Source organism: Arthrobacter sp. BF1 (assembly GCF_056680215.1).
In genome coordinates, this window is record NZ_CM155271.1 from 2,128,416 (window position 1) to 2,145,312 (window position 16,897).

Annotated in this window: 17 protein-coding genes and 1 tRNA gene; 9 read left to right on the forward strand and 9 right to left on the reverse strand. The window is 64.5% G+C overall.

Translation table 11 applies throughout. From position 1 onward, the window contains the following. Nucleotide 1: 1 nt before the first annotated feature. Nucleotides 2-772, reverse strand: a complete 771-nt coding sequence (locus tag AC1MCD_RS09965) for a TetR/AcrR family transcriptional regulator (protein ID WP_498678087.1) — start codon at nucleotides 770-772, stop codon at nucleotides 2-4. Here AC1MCD_RS09965 and AC1MCD_RS09970 point away from each other — a divergent pair. Genes AC1MCD_RS09970 through AC1MCD_RS09980 form a run of 3 tightly spaced genes read left to right on the forward strand, consistent with a single transcriptional unit; the run spans nucleotide 771 to nucleotide 4,396 of the window. Further along, nucleotides 771-2,138 (forward strand): acetyl-CoA C-acetyltransferase, encoded by a 1,368-nt coding sequence (locus AC1MCD_RS09970; protein WP_498678089.1) that lies wholly within the window; start codon nucleotides 771-773, stop codon nucleotides 2,136-2,138. The two genes, AC1MCD_RS09965 and AC1MCD_RS09970, sit on opposite strands and share 2 nt — an antisense overlap. 9 nt (nucleotides 2,139-2,147) lie before the next feature. Then, nucleotides 2,148-3,488: a 3-oxoacyl-ACP reductase gene (locus AC1MCD_RS09975; protein ID WP_498678093.1), complete on the forward strand. Its 1,341-nt coding sequence runs from the start codon at nucleotides 2,148-2,150 to the stop codon at nucleotides 3,486-3,488. After that, nucleotides 3,485-4,396, forward strand: coding sequence for a MaoC/PaaZ C-terminal domain-containing protein (locus AC1MCD_RS09980; protein WP_498678097.1), 912 nt, complete (start codon nucleotides 3,485-3,487; stop codon nucleotides 4,394-4,396). Before AC1MCD_RS09975 ends, AC1MCD_RS09980 begins: the two co-directional genes overlap by 4 nt. Here AC1MCD_RS09980 and AC1MCD_RS09985 read toward each other — a convergent pair. From AC1MCD_RS09985 to AC1MCD_RS09995, 3 genes are all read right to left on the reverse strand, one after another. Further along, nucleotides 4,393-5,457 (reverse strand): FUSC family protein, encoded by a 1,065-nt coding sequence (locus tag AC1MCD_RS09985; protein ID WP_498678099.1) that lies wholly within the window; start codon nucleotides 5,455-5,457, stop codon nucleotides 4,393-4,395. The genes AC1MCD_RS09980 and AC1MCD_RS09985 overlap by 4 nt on opposite strands. A gap of 118 nt (nucleotides 5,458-5,575) precedes the next feature. Further along, nucleotides 5,576-6,685 carry a glutathione S-transferase family protein gene (locus tag AC1MCD_RS09990; protein ID WP_498678100.1) on the reverse strand — a complete coding sequence of 370 codons (1,110 nt, stop codon included), beginning with the start codon at nucleotides 6,683-6,685 and terminating at the stop codon, nucleotides 5,576-5,578. 10 nt (nucleotides 6,686-6,695) lie between these two features. Then, nucleotides 6,696-7,433, reverse strand: coding sequence for a M50 family metallopeptidase (locus AC1MCD_RS09995; RefSeq protein ID WP_498678102.1), 738 nt, complete (start codon nucleotides 7,431-7,433; stop codon nucleotides 6,696-6,698). A gap of 117 nt (nucleotides 7,434-7,550) precedes the next feature. Here AC1MCD_RS09995 and AC1MCD_RS10000 point away from each other — a divergent pair, with 117 nt between their 5' ends. Further along, nucleotides 7,551-8,015 (forward strand): GatB/YqeY domain-containing protein, encoded by a 465-nt coding sequence (locus AC1MCD_RS10000; protein WP_498678104.1) that lies wholly within the window; start codon nucleotides 7,551-7,553, stop codon nucleotides 8,013-8,015. A gap of 107 nt (nucleotides 8,016-8,122) precedes the next feature. On the opposite strand, the gene AC1MCD_RS10005 is transcribed toward AC1MCD_RS10000, so the two are convergent. After that, a complete protein-coding gene (locus AC1MCD_RS10005) occupies nucleotides 8,123-8,425 on the reverse strand; it encodes a DUF4193 domain-containing protein (protein ID WP_056339942.1) in 303 nt (100 codons plus the stop codon). Nucleotides 8,426-9,040: 615 nt separating this feature from the next. Beyond that, nucleotides 9,041-9,123, reverse strand: a tRNA-Leu gene (locus AC1MCD_RS10010). Between the two features lie 175 nt (nucleotides 9,124-9,298). Here AC1MCD_RS10010 and AC1MCD_RS10015 point away from each other — a divergent pair. Both AC1MCD_RS10015 and AC1MCD_RS10020 read left to right on the forward strand, forming a co-directional pair. Beyond that, nucleotides 9,299-10,603: a M20/M25/M40 family metallo-hydrolase gene (locus AC1MCD_RS10015; protein ID WP_498678108.1), complete on the forward strand. Its 1,305-nt coding sequence runs from the start codon at nucleotides 9,299-9,301 to the stop codon at nucleotides 10,601-10,603. A gap of 10 nt (nucleotides 10,604-10,613) precedes the next feature. Continuing rightward, nucleotides 10,614-11,774 (forward strand): acyl-CoA dehydrogenase family protein, encoded by a 1,161-nt coding sequence (locus tag AC1MCD_RS10020; RefSeq protein WP_498678110.1) that lies wholly within the window; start codon nucleotides 10,614-10,616, stop codon nucleotides 11,772-11,774. A 345-nt stretch (nucleotides 11,775-12,119) separates the two neighbouring features. Here AC1MCD_RS10020 and AC1MCD_RS10025 read toward each other — a convergent pair whose 3' ends face one another. Beyond that, nucleotides 12,120-12,353: a DUF5703 family protein gene (locus AC1MCD_RS10025; RefSeq protein WP_190988403.1), complete on the reverse strand. Its 234-nt coding sequence runs from the start codon at nucleotides 12,351-12,353 to the stop codon at nucleotides 12,120-12,122. Nucleotides 12,354-12,392: 39 nt separating this feature from the next. On the opposite strand from AC1MCD_RS10025, the gene AC1MCD_RS10030 reads away from it, so the two are divergent. Next, the gene (locus AC1MCD_RS10030) at nucleotides 12,393-12,659 is read left to right on the forward strand and encodes a hypothetical protein (RefSeq protein WP_498678112.1); all 267 of its coding nucleotides are present in this window, start codon (nucleotides 12,393-12,395) and stop codon (nucleotides 12,657-12,659) included. Between the two features lie 47 nt (nucleotides 12,660-12,706). On the opposite strand, the gene AC1MCD_RS10035 is transcribed toward AC1MCD_RS10030, so the two are convergent. Continuing rightward, nucleotides 12,707-13,642: an aldo/keto reductase gene (locus AC1MCD_RS10035; RefSeq protein ID WP_498678113.1), complete on the reverse strand. Its 936-nt coding sequence runs from the start codon at nucleotides 13,640-13,642 to the stop codon at nucleotides 12,707-12,709. A gap of 50 nt (nucleotides 13,643-13,692) precedes the next feature. On the opposite strand from AC1MCD_RS10035, the gene AC1MCD_RS10040 reads away from it, so the two are divergent. Both AC1MCD_RS10040 and mshC read left to right on the forward strand, forming a co-directional pair. Then, a complete protein-coding gene (locus AC1MCD_RS10040) occupies nucleotides 13,693-14,526 on the forward strand; it encodes an undecaprenyl-diphosphate phosphatase (protein ID WP_498678117.1) in 834 nt (277 codons plus the stop codon). A gap of 15 nt (nucleotides 14,527-14,541) precedes the next feature. Next, nucleotides 14,542-15,819: a cysteine--1-D-myo-inosityl 2-amino-2-deoxy-alpha-D-glucopyranoside ligase gene (gene mshC / locus AC1MCD_RS10045; protein WP_498678119.1), complete on the forward strand. Its 1,278-nt coding sequence runs from the start codon at nucleotides 14,542-14,544 to the stop codon at nucleotides 15,817-15,819. A 68-nt stretch (nucleotides 15,820-15,887) separates the two neighbouring features. Here mshC and AC1MCD_RS10050 read toward each other — a convergent pair whose 3' ends face one another. Further along, nucleotides 15,888-16,793: a PAC2 family protein gene (locus AC1MCD_RS10050; RefSeq protein ID WP_498678120.1), complete on the reverse strand. Its 906-nt coding sequence runs from the start codon at nucleotides 16,791-16,793 to the stop codon at nucleotides 15,888-15,890. Between the last annotated feature and the right edge of the window lie 104 nt (nucleotides 16,794-16,897).

Consider the following 16,897-nt stretch of genomic DNA (forward strand, 5'->3'; position numbering starts at 1 on the left):
GTCAATGTCCTTCGTTGGTTCTGACAGGTGTTTCCAAGAGTTCCGGGGCGATCCCCACGCACAGCCACGCTGTAATCTGCTGGGCCATGGCTGCCTGGTCCGGTTTCGCAGCGGAATCGGGGGTGCTGAGCCACTGTTCCCCGGCGCTCCGGACCAAGCCGATGGCGGCGGTGGGCCAGTAGCCGATGACCGCTGCCCGGCCATCGCCCAGATGCGTCCGCATCGGGGCGGCGATCATTTCGGCAATGGAGTCGAAAAAATGTCCCAAGGCCCCCGAAATTGCTGCTGATCCCTGCTGGTTATCGGCGTCCACGGGTGTGTAGCGGGTGACGAAGCTATACACATTGGGGCTGGTTTCCGCCATCTGGAGGTATGCCGAGATCATGGCCAGCAGGCCTTCCCTGGGCGTCTGGGCAGCCTGCGCTGCTTCGCGGATCTTGCGCTGCATCTGGCTGAGGACCACCTCACCGACAGCATGCTGCAGGCCGGCTTTGTCACCGAAGTAGCGGTAGAAGACCGACTTCGATGTGCCCGCGGCTGCTGCGATCTCCTCCATGGAGGCGTCGCTGCCCAATGCGTGGACTGCCCGGCGGGCGGCCTTGATAAGTTCCCGGCGACGTTCCTCCCGGTGGGTCTGCCACCGGGACGAGCGGCCGTCGGCGTTAAGGCCGGCAGCCGGCGTCGTCGGTTCGGTGGGGAGGTTGTTCACGATACTCAGCGTATCAGGTACGCTGAGTATCGGTAACCGTCGCAGATCAGAGGAGACACCCATGTCCGTCAACGGACAGTCCGCCACCGGACCCCAGGAACCCGCCAGCCCGGCTGCAACGGGTGCAACGCCTTCAATCCGCCGGACGGTGATCGTGGGCGGCAACAGGATCCCCTTTGCCCGTGCAGGAGGGGCCTACACCAAGTCCTCCAACCAGGACATGCTGACTGCTGCGCTGGACGGCCTGATTGCCAGGTTTGGCCTCCAGGACGAGCGGATCGGGGAGGTCGCCGCCGGCGCGGTCCTGAAACACTCCCGGGATTTCAACCTCACCCGTGAGGCTGTCCTGGGCTCGGCGTTGTCGGCGGAGACCCCCGCGTACGATCTCCAGCAGGCGTGCGCCACCGGCTTGGAAACAGTGTTGAGCCTGGCCAACAAGATCAAGCTGGGCCAGATCGATTCTGCAATCGCCGGCGGTGTTGACTCGGCCTCCGATGCTCCCATCGCGGTGAGCGAAGGCCTGCGCGGGGTGCTGTTGGACGTCAGCCGGGCCAAGACCCTTCCGCAGCGGCTGCAGGTACTCAGCCGGCTGCGGCTCAAGGACCTCGCCCCTGACGCGCCCAGCACCGGAGAGCCACGCACTGGCCTGTCCATGGGTGAACACCAGGCCCTCACAACCGCGCAGTGGAACATTTCGCGTGAGTCCCAGGACGAACTGGCCTTCAACAGCCACCGGAACCTCGCTGCCGCTTACGATGCCGGGTTCTTCGATGACCTTCTGACCCCCTACCGGGGGCTCGCGAAGGACTCCAACCTGAGGGCCGACACCACACTGGAGAAGCTGGCAACCCTCAAGCCGGTCTTCGGGAAGAGCCTGGGCGCCGAGGCCACCATGACCGCCGGAAACTCCACTCCGTTGACGGACGGGGCATCCACGGTCCTGCTGGCATCGGAAGAGTGGGCCCAAGCCCATGACCTGCCCATGCTCGCAACGGTGGTGGACGGGGAAGCCGCAGCGGTGGACTTCGTCCACGGCAAGGACGGTCTCCTGATGGCACCGGCATTCGCGGTCCCGCGGCTGCTGGCCCGGAACGGATTGACCCTGGCCGATTTCGATTTCTTTGAGATCCACGAAGCCTTCGCCGGGACTGTCCTGAGCACCCTGGCAGCGTGGGAGGACGAGGAATTCGGCCGCACGCGGCTGGGGCTCGATGGCGCCTTCGGCAGCATCGACCGCGCCAAGCTGAACGTCAACGGCTCCTCCCTTGCGGCGGGCCACCCGTTTGCTGCCACCGGCGGGCGCATCGTCGCTTCCCTCGCCAAGATGCTGCAGGCCCAAGGCCGGGTGAAGGGCAGGCCCGCACGCGGGCTCATCTCCATCTGCGCCGCCGGCGGCCAGGGCGTCGTCGCAATTCTCGAAGCAGCGTAGGAGCACTGAATGGCAGACGCATACATCCGCCTGGTCAGCCAGGGATTGGGTAAAGACCTCGCCAAGCGGCTCGGCCTTCCGCAGCCTGCCGTGCTGCGCCGCCACACGCCGGGCCAGGCCCTGGTCAACGGCCCCGTCCTGGTCCAGGGCACCACGCCCGGAGCGGACCAGCTGGCTGCCACGCTGCTGTCCTGGAACCTGGACGTACGCCGGCACGCCGTGCCCCGCGAAAAACTCGGTGCCATCATTCTTGTCCTCGACGGTCTGACTACGCCCGAAGACCTTGAAAAGCCGGTGCTGTCAGCTGCTGCCTCGCTCCGCGACCTCGGCCTGAGCGCACGGTTCATCACCGTTTCCCGGCCGGCCGCAGAAGCCGGCACTCCAGCCGGGGCGGCGGCGCGCCAGGGTGTTGACGGCTTCGTGCGGTCCCTGGCCAAAGAGCTCCGGGCGGGCGCAACGGCAAACGGCATAGTTTTAGCCGACGATGTTGAGACCACGAGCCCGAGCACCCTGGGGGCGCTGCGGTTTTTCCTGTCCGGCCGTTCGGCGTTCGTCGATGGCCAGTTCCTGACGGTCAGCAGTGCGAACGGCACGCTCCCGGCCGATTCTGACCAGCCGCTCGCCGGCAAGGTGGCGGTGGTGACGGGGGCGGCCCGCGGCATCGGGGCGGCGATTGCGCGGACGCTTCACCGGGACGGGGCCACACTTGTGCTCGTGGACATCCCGGCGGCCGGCGACCATCTGGCCGCAGTGGCCAACGAGGTCCACGGCACGGCCCTGCAGTTGGACATCAGCCGCGTGGACGCGGGCCAGCGCATCCTTGAGCACGCCCTGCAGCGGCACGGGCACCTGGATATTGTGGTTCACAATGCCGGAATCACCAGGGACAAGCTGCTGGCCAACATGGACCACGCGCGCTGGAACGCCGTACTGAACATCAACATCGCCGCGCAGCTCAGGATCAACGACGCCCTGCTGGCTTCGGACCACTTCCGCGGCGCACCCCGCATCGTTTCGGTTGCTTCCACCAGTGGCATCGCCGGCAACCGCGGCCAGACCAACTACGCCGCCTCCAAAGGCGGCGTCATGGGAATGGTCCGGGCTACAGCGCCCTTGCTTGCTGCCCGGGGAGGAACCATTAATGCGGTGGCTCCCGGCTTTATCGAAACCGAAATGACGGCACGGATTCCCTTTGCCGTCAGAGAGGTGGGCCGGCGGCTCAACGCCCTGCAGCAAGGCGGCCTGCCCTCGGATGTCGCGGAGGCCATCGCCTTCCTCGCCAGCGATGCCGCAGGTGGCATCAACGGGGACATCCTGCGTGTCTGCGGCCAGAACCTGGTGGGAGCATGAGCACCGCGCAGCCGGTCATCCTGGGGGAGATGCCCTCGCTCTCCAAGCTGTACGTCAATGCCGCCGCGCAGGCGGCGCGCCGCCGGGTGCTGGGGACCCACGGCGGCTCAACCCTGCCGGACACTGGCCACGAGGTGCGCGGCGTCAGGGCCGACGTCGGAAATCTCACCGCCTACCAGCACCTGATCGGGCTGTCGGCGCGGGACACCCTGCCTGCGGGCTATCTTCACGCGTTGGCTTTCCCGCTCGCCATGAGCGTGCTGAACCGGGACGATTTTCCGTTGCCACTGCTGGGCATGATCCATCTGAGCAACTATGTCGAGCAGCGCGCGCCGGTGGTCTTCACGGATCTCCTCGACGTCGAGGCCAGAGTGGAGAACCTCCGCGGACACGGGGCCGGAACTCAACTGGACGTGATCGCCGAGATCAGGGGCGCGGGTACGCCGGACATCCGCTGGACCGGGCGTTCCACGTACCTGGCCAAAGGTGTCTTCCTGCCGGGCATCGACGTACCGTCACCCCATAATGGCCGGCCCGACTTCACGGCCCCGGACCCGACGGCGGTGTGGCACCTTGGGGTCGACACGGGACGCGCATACGCCGCCGTTTCGGGTGACTTCAACCCGATCCACTTGAGCGTCCTGTCGGCCAAGGCGCTGGGCATGAGGCGCTCCATCGCCCATGGGATGTATCTTGCCTCCAGGGCCCTCGCAGACGTCGGGCCCATGAAGGGTGAAACATTCAGCTGGGCCGTGACATTCGACGCGCCCGTTTTCCTGCCAGGCCGGGTTGCGCTGGAGATCACCACAGGGCAGGCACCGGACGGAGGCTGGAAACGGTCCGACTACGTGGCATGGAATCCCCGCTCCGGCCGCAAGCACTTCAGCGGTTCCGTGGCGCCGCTTTAGGGGGCAGGCCGAACTGCCCGGAGAATCCGGTGCAGGCTCAGGAGGATGGACTCGGACGCTGTCACGGCACCGTCCGAGCCGCCACCCTCCGACCCGGCCATACAAAGCTCCACGGCCGATTTTGCCGCAGCGAAGAGTCGCCGCTGCTCCGCCTCATCGCCAGTATGGAACGAGGCCAGCAATTGCCCGGTGGTGTCCAACGCGACGGCCAGCGGTTCGCTGTCCTCGAATGGCACCTCGTACGGGACGTCCTCCGCCCAGATGACATCCGACAGGACTTCGGTCATGTCCTGGATGTGGAAGGTTACCCGCTCAAGGTCGCGCAGGTTGCGGTAGTCGAGGTCCAGATCCCGCGGATGGAACCGCCGGCGCGGATTGGCGCGCCGGCTTTCGTCAGCTTCCTGGACGAGATGGCGGACCGTGCGTGCCGCTTCCGCCAGATCTTGGGAGCGGCGGGACCAGTCTTCATGTTCCGGCGGCCACTCTTCCGTCAGGGCAGCCCCCATATCAGTGAGCTGTTTGCCGAGCGCCAGCCGCAGCTGGCCCAGGCTGTTGGCGGCCGCGGCAAAGTGCAGTGGCGGGAATATGAGGAAATTGACGGCAATGCCAACCGCGACTCCGGCGCCCATCTGGATCAGGTAGCCAAAGGAAAAGTCGTCCGGATTACTTCCACCCACCAAAAGAACCAGCAGCGCCGCCGTCGGGATCCAATCACTGCCGGACCCAAGCCGGGGGAGTCCGCCAAGGATGACTCCCATGCCCATAAAAACCGCGACGGCCACCGGAGACGGACCACTGAGGCTGACCAGCATAAAGGCCAGCCCGATGCCGATGGCGAGCCCGAGCAGCGTTTGAAGACCCTGCCGGACCGATCCGGCCACATTGTGGTACATGGCCACCAGCGCTCCCAGGGGCGCGTAGTACGGATACTCCGCGGCGGACCCGGGCATCAGCGGCGCGATGGCAAACGCCACACCTGCTGCCAGCGCTGACTTCGCCGCCAGTTGCAGGCGCTGGAGGGTGAAAGCGGTGGCGACACCCGCGATGGCGTTTCGCAGCATCCGGGTCCCTCTCGACCGCGGCTGGCCCGGATCTGTGTTTGTATCACCCATTCCGCCCACGTTAGGTGCCACCGCGCGCTGGGACAAGGCAGCCGCCGTTACCGGCCCCCCGGGACCGTCAGAGACCGCTTTCCGGGTGTGCGGAGGCACCGTGGCCCGGGGCGACCTCCTCGCCGGGCCGCACAGGCCCCGGGGGAGTGCCGTCGCCGAAGGGCCTGCCGCCCAGTGATTCCCTGCCGTGCGGCTCCAGCCAGCCGGACAGGTCCGGGCCCTGCGGCACTATTCCCGTCGGGTTGATGTCCTCATGAACGATGTAATAATGCTGCTTGATCTGGACAAAGTCGATCGTGTCGCCGAAGCCGGGAGTCTGGAAAAGGTCCCGCGCATAGCCCCAAAGGGCCGGAAGCTCGGCGAGTTTCTGCCGGTTGCACTTGAAGTGGCCGTGGTAAACGGCGTCGAACCGGGCAAGGGTGGTGAACAGACGGACGTCGGCTTCGGTGATGGTGTCACCCACGAGGTACCGCTGGCCCGTCAGGCGTTCCTCGAGCCAGTCCAAGGCCGTCCAGAGCCGTGCATACGCGGAGTTGTACGACTCCTGGGAGCCTGCGAAGCCGCAACGGTAAACGCCGTTGTTGACTTCGGTGAAGACGCGCTTGTTGACGGCATCAATTTCCTGCCGGAGCTGTTCCGGATAGAGGTCCGGCGCTCCGGGCCGGTGGAACTGCGTCCACTCGGTGGCGAAGTCCAGCGTGATTTGCGGGAAGTCGTTGGTCACTACTTCACCGCTGGATACCTCCACGATGGCCGGCACGGTGATGCCGCGGGGGTAATCCGGGAACCGGCGGAAGTAGGCACTCTGGAGCCGCTCAATTCCCAGGACGGGATCCGTACCGTCCGGATCCAGGTCAAAGGTCCAGGACCGAACATCGTGGGTGGGCCCGGGTTGGCCAAGGGAGATGGCTTCCTCAAGACCCAGAAGCCTGCGCACGATCACCGTCCGATTTGCCCACGGGCACGCCCGTGCGGCGATGAGCCTGTAACGGCCGGCTTGAACCGGCCAGCCAGGTTCGCCGTTGTCGCCCGGGCGGCCGTCCCGGGTGATCCGGTCCTCGATGTAGTTGGTGTCCCGGTTGAACTCGGCCCCACCGGTCACGTAGGCGCCTTTGGTGCTGTGGGCGCTGGCGTGCTCCGGGTTGCGATCCATGCTGTCTGCGGTGCGTGTGGTCATGCGGACCAGCCTAGGCTCCCGCAGCCAGAATCGAAGATATCGGTTGCCACGCCACCAGCCAGCAACCGGCAACAACCGCAAGAAAGAGCGCGATCCAAATGCCGGAAGGGACGGAGGTTGCGCGGTACAGGATATAGGCATCCGAACTGGCCAGCCTGTCCCTGCGCCGAAGATGGACGTTTGTAAGTTTGGCGAGGTCCCGGACCGCCGCAACCAGGAGGGCCACACCCAAGCCGATTGCCACGTGCCCGGTGAAAGCGCTCGGGACGAAGATGACCAGGGCAGCGCCGCCTGCGATTGCGGCGCCGGTGATGATGATGCCTACGAAGTTCCGGATGAACACCAGTGACGCCACGAGGATCAGCGTTCCGGCGGCCAGGGCTGCAGGGCCCCAACCTCCGAAACCTGAGGTCACCAGGGCAGCGCCGGTCACGGCGGGAACGGGATATCCCCAGAATCCTGACCATACGGCCGCAAGCCGTCCACGGCTGTAACTGGTGGTTGTGCCTGAGTGGTCCAGTTGAAGCCGGATTCCGCCAAGCCGTTGGCCGCTCATGACGGCGGCGAAGGCGTGGCCCAGTTCGTGGGTTGCGGTGGCGAGGAGCCCGAAGTACTTCCAGGTTGCCCGCGGGATGGACAGCGCAGTTGCCAGGGCGAAAACCACAACCAATTCGATCAGTGTGACCTCGGGGACGGCAGTCCGGCTAAAGACCTCTGTGACGCGTTGCCACAGTTCCTCGGAACTCAAATTCATTGCCTGCCGGACTGGAGGTAGTAATTGTCAGCCATAGGCCTCTACCGTACTAGAGGGATGGTTCACCACTGTCCTGCTGCCCTTGGGTCGCTGAATGAATCGAGGAACACTGTGACCAGCCTGAAAGACCGTCTGCACGCTGACGTCGTGACGCACATGAAAGAGCGGAACAAGACCGCCCTGACAACCGTGCGCAACGTCCTGGGCGAGATCGAAACGCGGGAAAAGTCGGGAAAAACGCCGATTGAGCTGGACGACGCCCAAGTGACCTCGCTGCTGCAGAAGGAGGCGGCCAAGCGGCGCGACACGGCAAAGATCTACACCGACGCCGGCGAAGCTGAGCGCGCTGCCGCCGAGATCGCCGAGGCCGAAGTCATCGAGACCTACTTGCCCCGTGCTCTGACGGCCGCGGAAGTAGAGTCGATCGTGGATGAGGTAATTGCCGGGCTACGGTCCGAAGGCGTGGAACCCGGCCTGCGTCAGTTGGGGGCCGTCATGAAGCCGGTAACGGCCAAGATTGCCGGCCGCTTCGACGGCAAAGCCGTCAGCGAGATCGTCCGTAGCCGTCTGGGTTAATTCCCCGTTCAGGGAAACAGGAAAGGCACGCCGACTGTATGTGGGCGTGCCTTGGTCCTGCTGGCTGGCGATCCAGCCCGAACGGGTGATGCGGCGAAGCTCTGGAATTAGCCTTCGCAGTCCGTGCAGTAGCTGTGGCCGTCCTTCTGCCGTGCGATCTGCGAGCGGTGCCGTACAAGGAAGCAGGAGTAGCAGGTGAATTCGTCCTCGGCCTGGGGGATAACCTGAACGACCAGTTCCTCGGCAACGAATTCGCCTCCCGGGACACCGGCGCCGTCCAGTCCGTCTGCCTCATCGAGCTCGAGCACAACGCTACGTGCGTCCGGTGCGTTGGCGGACTGCAGTGCCTCGAGTGAGTTGTCCTGCGACTCCTTGACGTCGGAGCGAAGTTCATCGTAATCGGTTGCCACTTAGGTGTATCTCTTTTCTTTGGTTCGTCTGTCGCGTATGCAACGTACAGCATCCGCCTACTATTCCCCAATAGGCTGGCGGAAAAAATTTGTCTGTGGCGCCATAGGCGTAGAAAGACAAACTCCGGGATCCGAGGCCCAAAGGGATTGCACCACAGTGCACGGAGGGGACTCGGAACCCGCCTCGGCGTGTGTCTGGGCCAAGAGTGCCTGAAAATTCAGGCGTTCTTTACCGGATGTTCCACTGGAGAACCATAAGAGTACGCCAATTCAGCCACGCCACCCACCCGAAGGGCCCTCCAAGCCGGACAAATTGCCGGAGGCGTTGGTCACCCGGCCGTTCGCATCGGTCATCCCGGCCTCTCTCGGTACCGTCCCCGGTGAAAGTGTCCGAAATGGACGGCACCAAACTAAGGACAGTGCTGCCGGCCGGGCAAGGACCGCATCGCGATGCCGCCGATCACGACGGGCGGGCGCCGCGACGCAAGGTCCCACGCAGCGGGGAAATCGCTGCCCATGCCATGGTTCCGGCGCCCAAGGTGAGTGGAACCGGTTCGCTCAGTGGAAAGAGAAAAAGCCCCTGGAATCATCAGATTCCAGGGGCTTTCCCATTTGTGCGCGGAGGGGGACTTGAACCCCCACCCCCTTTCGAGGACTAGCACCTCAAGCTAGCGCGTCTGCCATTCCGCCACCCGCGCAGGTGGTAATTCAGAGATCGTTTCCGCCTTTCAGCGTTTCGCTTTTCTCCGAAGCAGCGAGAAAGACTCTACATGAACTTTCCTGGAACATGAAATCGGGCCGGATGGGTAGGCTGAAGGCACGCGAATCCGCCCTTGGTTCCCAGCCACCGCCCATCTTTATGAGGAGAGCCCAATGACCGAAATCCGTCCCGAGGATGAAGTTGTCCGGATCTGCCAGGAACTAATCCGGATAGACACCTCCAATTACGGAGACGGTTCCGGACCGGGGGAGCGCGCGGCCGCCGAGTACACCGCCGGGCTGATCGAGGAAGTGGGCCTGGCGGCGGAAATCTTCGAATCTGCACCTGGCCGGGCAAGCGTTGTCACCCGCATGACCGGCGAGGATCCCTCAGCCAGTGCGCTGGTGGTGCACGGGCACCTTGACGTCGTTCCCGCCCTGCGCGATCAGTGGTCCGTGGATCCCTTCGGTGCGGAGCTGAAGGATGGACTCATCTGGGGCCGTGGTGCCGTTGATATGAAGGACATGGATGCCATGATCCTGTCAGTGATGCGGGATCTGGCCCGATCCGGACGGAAGCCCAAGCGGGACATTGTCTTCGCCTTTTTCGCCGACGAGGAGGCTGGTGGCGAATACGGCGCCCGTTACGCCGTGGACAAGCGGCCTGAGCTGTTTGAGGGCGCCACAGAAGCAATCTCCGAAGTGGGCGGGTTCTCGGCAACCATCGGCGGGCACCGCACCTACCTCCTGCAGACGGCCGAGAAAGGCATCTCGTGGCTCCGTCTCGTGGCCCACGGCCGGGCAGGACACGGTTCGCAGATCAATACGGACAATGCCGTGACCCGGCTGGCAGCTGCCGTGACCCGAATCGGTGAGTACAAGTGGCCGATTGAGCTCACACCCACCACCCGGCAGTTCCTGGACGGCGTGACAGAACTCACCGGCGTCGAATTCGATCCGGAGAACCCGGACCGGCTGCTGGACCAGCTCGGCACGGTGGCCCGCTTTGTTGGTGCCACCCTCCAGAACACCACCAATCCCACACTGTTGAAGGGCGGCTACAAGCACAACGTCATCCCCGAGTCCGCGGAAGCCCTGGTGGACTGCCGGACCCTGCCCGGCCAGGAGGAACAGGTCCTGGAAATCGTGCGGGAACTCGCGGGCACCGGCGTTGATGTCAGCTACGTGCACAACGACGTTTCGCTGGAGGTGCCGTTCGCCGGAAACCTGGTGGACTCCATGATCGACGCACTCCACTCAGAGGACCCGGGTGCCAAAGTCCTGCCCTACACACTTTCCGGGGGCACGGACAACAAATCCCTGAGCCGGCTGGGCATCACCGGTTACGGCTTCGCGCCCCTCATGCTGCCCGACGATCTTGACTTCACGGGAATGTTCCACGGTGTGGACGAACGCGTCCCGGTGGACTCCCTGAAGTTCGGTGCCCGGGTCCTCAACACCCTCCTCACCAACTACTAGGGCCCTGGAGATGACGCCCGAGGAAGTCCTCCCGGACCAGTTGCTGGAAGCCATTCGCGGCCGCGCCGCGGGTTACGACCGGGACAATGCCTTCTTCGTCGAGGACCTTGAGCAACTGACCGCCGCCGGTTACCTGAAGCTTTTTGTTCCAGCGTCCGACGGCGGCCTCGGGCTTGGGCTCGAAGCGGCGGCGCAGTGCCAGCGCAGGCTGGCAACGGCGGCCCCAGCCACCGCTCTGGCCATCAACATGCACTTGGTCTGGACCGGCGTCGCCCACGTCCTGGCTGCCAGGGGAGACCAGTCGCTGGACTTTGTCCTCGGGGACGCCGCCAGGGGCGAGATCTTCGCCTTCGGCAACTCCGAGGCCGGAAACGACTCCGTGCTGTTCGACTCGAAAACGGCGGCTACCCGGCTGCCTGGCGGAGGGTACAGCTTCACCGGGACGAAAATTTTCACCAGCCTGTCACCCGCTTGGACCCGGCTGGGTATCTTCGGCAAGGACACCGCGGGCAGGGGAGGGGAGGGTGAGCTGGTGCACGGTTTCATCGACCGGGATTCTGCCGGCTACACCGTACTGGAAGACTGGGACACCCTGGGCATGCGGGCAAGCCAGTCGAACACCACGGTCCTTGACGGGGCCGAGGTCCGCCCGGAGAGGATCTTCCGCAAACTGCCGGTAGGACCCAATGCCGATCCGCTGATCTTCGCCATCTTTGCCTGTTTCGAGTCACTGCTGGCTGCTGTCTACACAGGGATTGGCGAGAGGGCCCTGGCCCTCGGGGTGGAAGCCGTGAAGCGGCGGACGTCGTTCAAGAACGGCGGCAGAAGCTACGCACAGGACCCGGACATCCGCTGGAAGGTCGCCGAGGCAGCCATGGCCATGGACGCCCTCTACCCCCAGTTACTGGCTGTAACCCGCGACGTCGACAACCTCGCCGAACACGGCGCTCAGTGGTTCCCGAAACTTGTTGGCCTGAAGGTGAATGCGACGGAGACCGCACGCCGCGTCGTGGACCTGGCCATCAGGGTCAGCGGCGGTTCCAGTTACTTCCGCGGTTCCGAACTCGAGCGCCTGTACCGGGACGTCCTTGCCGGCATCTTCCACCCGTCGGACGACGAATCTGCGCACAACACGGTGGCGAATGCCTGGCTGGGCCCGCTGGATACCTAAACGGTCCGCTGGGCCTCCGTTACCTGAACGGTCCGCTGATCACCGTCACGGCGCGGCAGCCGGCCTGCGCAAAACCGGCTGGGCTGTGCAACACCCTCACACGCTCTCTCACTTAATGCGGGTTTCTCACAAGCGCTCTCTCACTTTCCTCAGGAAAGTGAGAGAGCGCTTATGGATTTCCCGCATTAAGTGAGAGAGCGTTTCAGATACTGGGGGCAACAGCCTGACTGGGCCCGCTGGAGGCTTGGACGGTCCGCCGGCCATCGCACCTGGACGGTCCGCTGGCCATCGCACCTGGACTGTCCGCTGGCCATCGCACCTGGACTGTCCGCCAGACTCCGTTACCTAGACGGTCCGCTGGACCTGCATGACCCGCCGTCGGAGCCAAAAGCGCCTGCCGCCGCCCATGTACAGCACGCTGCGTTCCAGTTCCCACTTGCCGTACTCGGAATGCTCAACGAGCCGGCGCCTGGCCTCAGGCAGTGAATCCACAGGGCTGACGGTCAGTACGAGGTACTCGTACTGCTTCAGAATGTCCCGCTCCCGACGGACCGAGCTGGTGAGAAATTGTTCCTTCATTGCTCTCCATTTTCGTCCTTTTCCGGCTAACGTGAAGTCATGAGCATCGATCCGCGTGTCGCGCTTCAGTCCCTGACCTCCGCCTTGGAAGAACACCTTATAGCAGCATCCAACAGGCGTGGGGATGGGGATCCCGCCGTCGAAGCGGCTTTTTTTTCGGTCGCAGATGCCTTCGAAGTTTATGAAGACGCTCTCTACGAGGCCTACAGCGAAGTGACGCCTCTTCAGGTTTTTGACGACGACGAGGATGAGGACGAGGAATCCGGCATCGACGATGATGAGGACCTCGAGATCGTCGAGGAATGAAGCACGTCGCCCCTTCAGTGTCCTCAGCGGCGGCACTTCCCGCAACCTCAGGCGGGTTGGGACACATCCTCCAGCGCACGCGCTATCTCCGGCGGAAGCCGGGTCAGCTGGGCGGCGAGGATCTCCTTCGCTTGGATCGGTGTCCGGGGGCCAACGATGGCGGTGGCCACGCCGTGCTGTGCCAGTAGCCAGCTCAGCGAAACATCCAGTGGTGTTCTGCCCAGGCCCTTCCCGGCCATAGCCACGGCTTCCACAACGCTCGACGGCTGTTGCTCAAGATAGGGCTCCACGTAGGGCGCGGTATCGCTGCGTGCGGCCCGGGAGTCAGCCGGGATGCTGCCACGATATTTGCCCGTCAGTACCCCGCGCCCCAGGGGGGCCCAAGCCATCAGGCCCAGGCCAGCGTCTTCGACGGCGGGGACCAGTTCCGCTTCCGGTTTCCGCTGGACCAGGGAGTACTCGGCCTGTGCGGCGACGAGCGGAAACCCGGCAATCGCGGCTGCTTTGGCGCTCTGCCAGCCGTTGAAGTTGGCAATGCCCGCATAACGGGCACGGCCGCTGCGGACCGCGAATTCGAGGGCTGACAACGTTTCGTCCAAGGGGACGTTGCCGTCCCATGCCTGGGCGAACCAGACGTCCACATAGTCCGTCCCCAGCCTGGCCAGGCTGGCGTCCAGGGCGCTGAGCATCGCGCTGCGGGAGGTGTCCACGGACCGCCGGCCGTCCGACGTCGATGTGCCCGCCTTGGTGGACAGGGAAACTTCGGTGCGGGAGACCACGTCACCCAGCAGCGAGCCGATCATCGCTTCGGCGCCGCCCTCGGAGTAGGACGCTGCCGTGTCGATGTGCTTTCCGCCACCATCAACAAAGGTGCGCAACATCTCCGAGGCGTCCTGTTCGTCGGTTTCGTTGGCCCAGGACATGGTGCCAAGGGAAAGGGCGGAGACTCGCAATCCACTGTTGCCGACGTAACGCTGCTGCATAGCTGCAAGCTTACGGGGAATCAACAGGGTGCATGACGTAGTGTCTTACCGTGAACTGGATTGAGGCGGCCCTGCTGGGCCTGATACAGGGTCTGACCGAATTTCTACCGATTTCATCAAGCGCGCATCTGCGGATTGTGGGACAGTTCCTGCCCAACTCGTCGGATCCGGGGGCGGCGTTTACGGCCATCACCCAGCTCGGAACCGAAACGGCCGTGGTGATCTATTTCTGGCGCGATATCGTCCGGATCGTCAAGGCCTGGGCAGGCTCGCTGGCGGGAAGAGTCTCCCGCCAGGACCCCGACGCGCGCATGGGCTGGCTGGTGATCCTCGGCAGCCTGCCCATCATCGTGCTGGGCCTGCTGTTCCAGGACCAGATCGAGTCGGTGCTGCGAAGCCTGTGGATCGTCGCCACCATGCTGATCGTTTTCGGCCTGATCCTGGCCGTGGCGGACGCCGTGGGAAAGCAGGACAGGGACCTGACCGAGCTCAGCTACAAGCATGGCATCCTGTACGGGTTTGCCCAGGCCATGGCCCTTATCCCGGGCGTCTCGCGATCTGGCGGCACCATCACCGCAGGCCTCCTGATGGGCTACACCCGCGAGGCCGCGGCGCGCTACTCGTTCCTCCTCGCCATCCCGGCAGTGTTCGGCAGTGGCCTCTACCAGCTCTACAAAGTGGTCTCCAAAGATGGCATCACCGGCCCGTTCGGACTTCCGGAGACGGCGCTGGCCACCGTCATCGCCCTTGTGGTGGGCTACGTGATTATTGGCTGGTTCCTCAAATTCATCTCCACCCGCAGCTACCGACTGTTCGTCTGGTACCGGATCATCCTTGGCCTGGCGCTCTATCTTTTGCTCGGTTTCAATGTCATCAGCGCCTAGAAGTAGGCTTGGGCTGTGAAATCCTGGACTTCCCGCCCTGTTCCTGTGCTGCCCGGCACCATGCCGGCCATACGTTTGTTCGACACTGCCCTCGGACGTGAGGTCAGCCTGCCAGTCAGTGGCGAGCAGTCAATGTACGTCTGCGGCATCACCCCCTATGACGCCACCCACATGGGACATGCTGCCAGCTACGTGGCGTTTGATCTCCTGAACAGGGCCTGGCGCGACGCCGGCTCTAAAGTCGCTTACGTTCAGAACGTTACCGACGTGGACGACCCCCTGCTGGAGCGCGCTACGGCCACCGGTGTGGATTGGCGTGACCTGGCAGCGAGCCAGATTGACCTCTTCCAGACGGATATGGAAGCCCTGAACGTGATTGCCCCGGACCACTACGTCGGCGCCGTCGAGTCCGTGGACCTGATCGTTCCCGCCATTGAGCGGCTGCTCCACCTGGGCCTCGCCTACCGCGTGGCCGGTGCCGCGGGAGAGCCCGACGGCGATGTCTACTACGACGTCGAAGCCGCCGGAAAACAGTCGGTCTCCCCTGATGCGTGGACCCTGGGTTCGATCTCGCGCCTCGGGGAGGCCGAAATGCTCGAGCTGTTCGCCGAACGCGGAGGCGACCCCGGCAGGGCCGGCAAGCGACAGGCCCTGGACCCCCTGCTTTGGCGGGTGGAGCGGGCCGGCGAGCCCAGCTGGCCCGGCGGCGAGCTTGGCCAGGGCCGGCCGGGGTGGCACATCGAATGCACGGTCATTGCCCAAAAGTACCTGCCGGCACCATTTACCGTCCAGGGCGGCGGCTCGGACCTCATCTTCCCCCATCACGAGATGGGTGCCGGCCACGCCTATTCGCTGGCTGGCGTACCGCTGGCCCACCACTACGCCCACGCCGGCATGGTGGGCCTGGACGGTGAAAAGATGAGCAAGTCCAAGGGAAACCTGGTGCTGGTATCCAGGCTCCGGGCAGACGGCGAGGAGCCGGCCGCCATCCGGCTGGCCATCCTGGCCCACCACTACCGTTCAGACTGGTCCTGGACCCAGGAGGGGTTCGAGGAAGCCAAAACCAGGCTTGCTGGCTGGCGCCGCGCCCTTGCCGCGGCACCGGCTCGCTCAGCCGCAGTTGTCATCGGTGAAATGAGGTCTGCGCTGGCCACCGACCTCGACGCGCCGGCGGCGCTGGCAGCTGTTGACCGGTGGGCCGCCAGCGCAAACGCGGCGGCAGAAACAGGCGCCCAGCAGGATCAAGCCCTGGTGAGCGACGCAGTCGAGGCGTTGCTCGGCGTCGTTCTCTAAGTCAGTGACCGCACTCTAACCCGGTGACCGCGGCAGCGTCGCGGCCGCGGTCACTGAAGCGACTGGCTTCAAGGCTTGTCGCGGCCCCGGCGTTTGAGGTAGCGCTCAAATTCGCGCGCAATGGACTCGCCGCTGGCCTCCGGAAGGTCGGCAGTGTCCTTCGCTTCCTCCAGCTGGCGGACGTACGCGGCGATTTCCGGGTCCTCGGTAGCCAGCTCATCCACTCCACGCTCCCAAGCGGCTGCCTCCTCCGCCAGCTCGTGGGTGTCCAGCGGCACCTGGAGTAGTTCCTCTACCCGGTGGAGGAGGGCCAGTTGCGCCTTGGGCGACGGTGCCTGGGCCACGTAATGGGGGACCGCGGCCCATAAGGAAAGGGTGGGAATGCCGGCAAGCAACGCCACCTCCGACAGGACCCCCACAATGCCAACGGGGCCTTCGTACTGGGACGGTTCCAGATTGAGCCGTTCCCGCAGCGGGGCATCATCCGAGGACGTACTCACGGGGATCGGTCTGCTGTGGGGGACATCGGCCAGCAGCGCACCCACCAGAACCACGTAATCCACTTTCAGCGCCTCGGCATGGACCAGCAATTCGGCGGTGTATGCCCGCCACTTGTACGACGGCTCAATACCCTGGACGAAGATGACGTCCACGTTCGAATCCGGCGCGGCCGCCTTGTAGATGCGGGTGGAAGGCCATTTGATCTTGCGTTCCCCCGAAGCGTTCCGGCGGACAGTGGGACGCGTGAACTGGAAGTCGTAGTATTCGTCGGCATCGATGGACGCGACCTTCTTGCCGCCCCACACCTGGTTGAGGTAGCGCAACGAGTCGCTGGCGGCCTCGCCGGCATCGTTCCAGCCCTCAAAAGCCGCCAGCATCACAGTGATGCGCTCCCCATCGGCCACTGGTAGCAGGAACTGCTCCTGTTCAGGCGCGGCACCTGGTTCCGTGGTGTCTCCGTCGAAGCTATTCATTTCTTCACCCTACGTCCAAGCACCGGGGCGATGCAGTGAATGCCGGCCCAAAAAGTGTGCCTGTCGCGATTCCATGCGTGAACGCCCGACGATATTCGCCAAGG

Coding starts and splice junctions, on each gene's coding strand:
- AC1MCD_RS09975 (WP_498678093.1), top strand. CDS start 2,148: ATGGCAGACGCATACATCCGCCTGGTCAGCCAGGGATTGGGTAAAGAC.
- AC1MCD_RS10020 (WP_498678110.1), top strand. CDS start 10,614: ATGACGCCCGAGGAAGTCCTCCCGGACCAGTTGCTGGAAGCCATTCGC.
- AC1MCD_RS09970 (WP_498678089.1), top strand. CDS start 771: ATGTCCGTCAACGGACAGTCCGCCACCGGACCCCAGGAACCCGCCAGC.
- AC1MCD_RS09990 (WP_498678100.1), bottom strand. CDS start 6,685: ATGACCACACGCACCGCAGACAGCATGGATCGCAACCCGGAGCACGCC.
- AC1MCD_RS09965 (WP_498678087.1), bottom strand. CDS start 772: ATGGGTGTCTCCTCTGATCTGCGACGGTTACCGATACTCAGCGTACCT.
- AC1MCD_RS10050 (WP_498678120.1), bottom strand. CDS start 16,793: ATGAATAGCTTCGACGGAGACACCACGGAACCAGGTGCCGCGCCTGAA.
- AC1MCD_RS10030 (WP_498678112.1), top strand. CDS start 12,393: ATGAGCATCGATCCGCGTGTCGCGCTTCAGTCCCTGACCTCCGCCTTG.
- AC1MCD_RS10035 (WP_498678113.1), bottom strand. CDS start 13,642: ATGCAGCAGCGTTACGTCGGCAACAGTGGATTGCGAGTCTCCGCCCTT.
- AC1MCD_RS10015 (WP_498678108.1), top strand. CDS start 9,299: ATGACCGAAATCCGTCCCGAGGATGAAGTTGTCCGGATCTGCCAGGAA.
- AC1MCD_RS10025 (WP_190988403.1), bottom strand. CDS start 12,353: ATGAAGGAACAATTTCTCACCAGCTCGGTCCGTCGGGAGCGGGACATT.
- AC1MCD_RS09980 (WP_498678097.1), top strand. CDS start 3,485: ATGAGCACCGCGCAGCCGGTCATCCTGGGGGAGATGCCCTCGCTCTCC.
- AC1MCD_RS09985 (WP_498678099.1), bottom strand. CDS start 5,457: ATGCTGCGAAACGCCATCGCGGGTGTCGCCACCGCTTTCACCCTCCAG.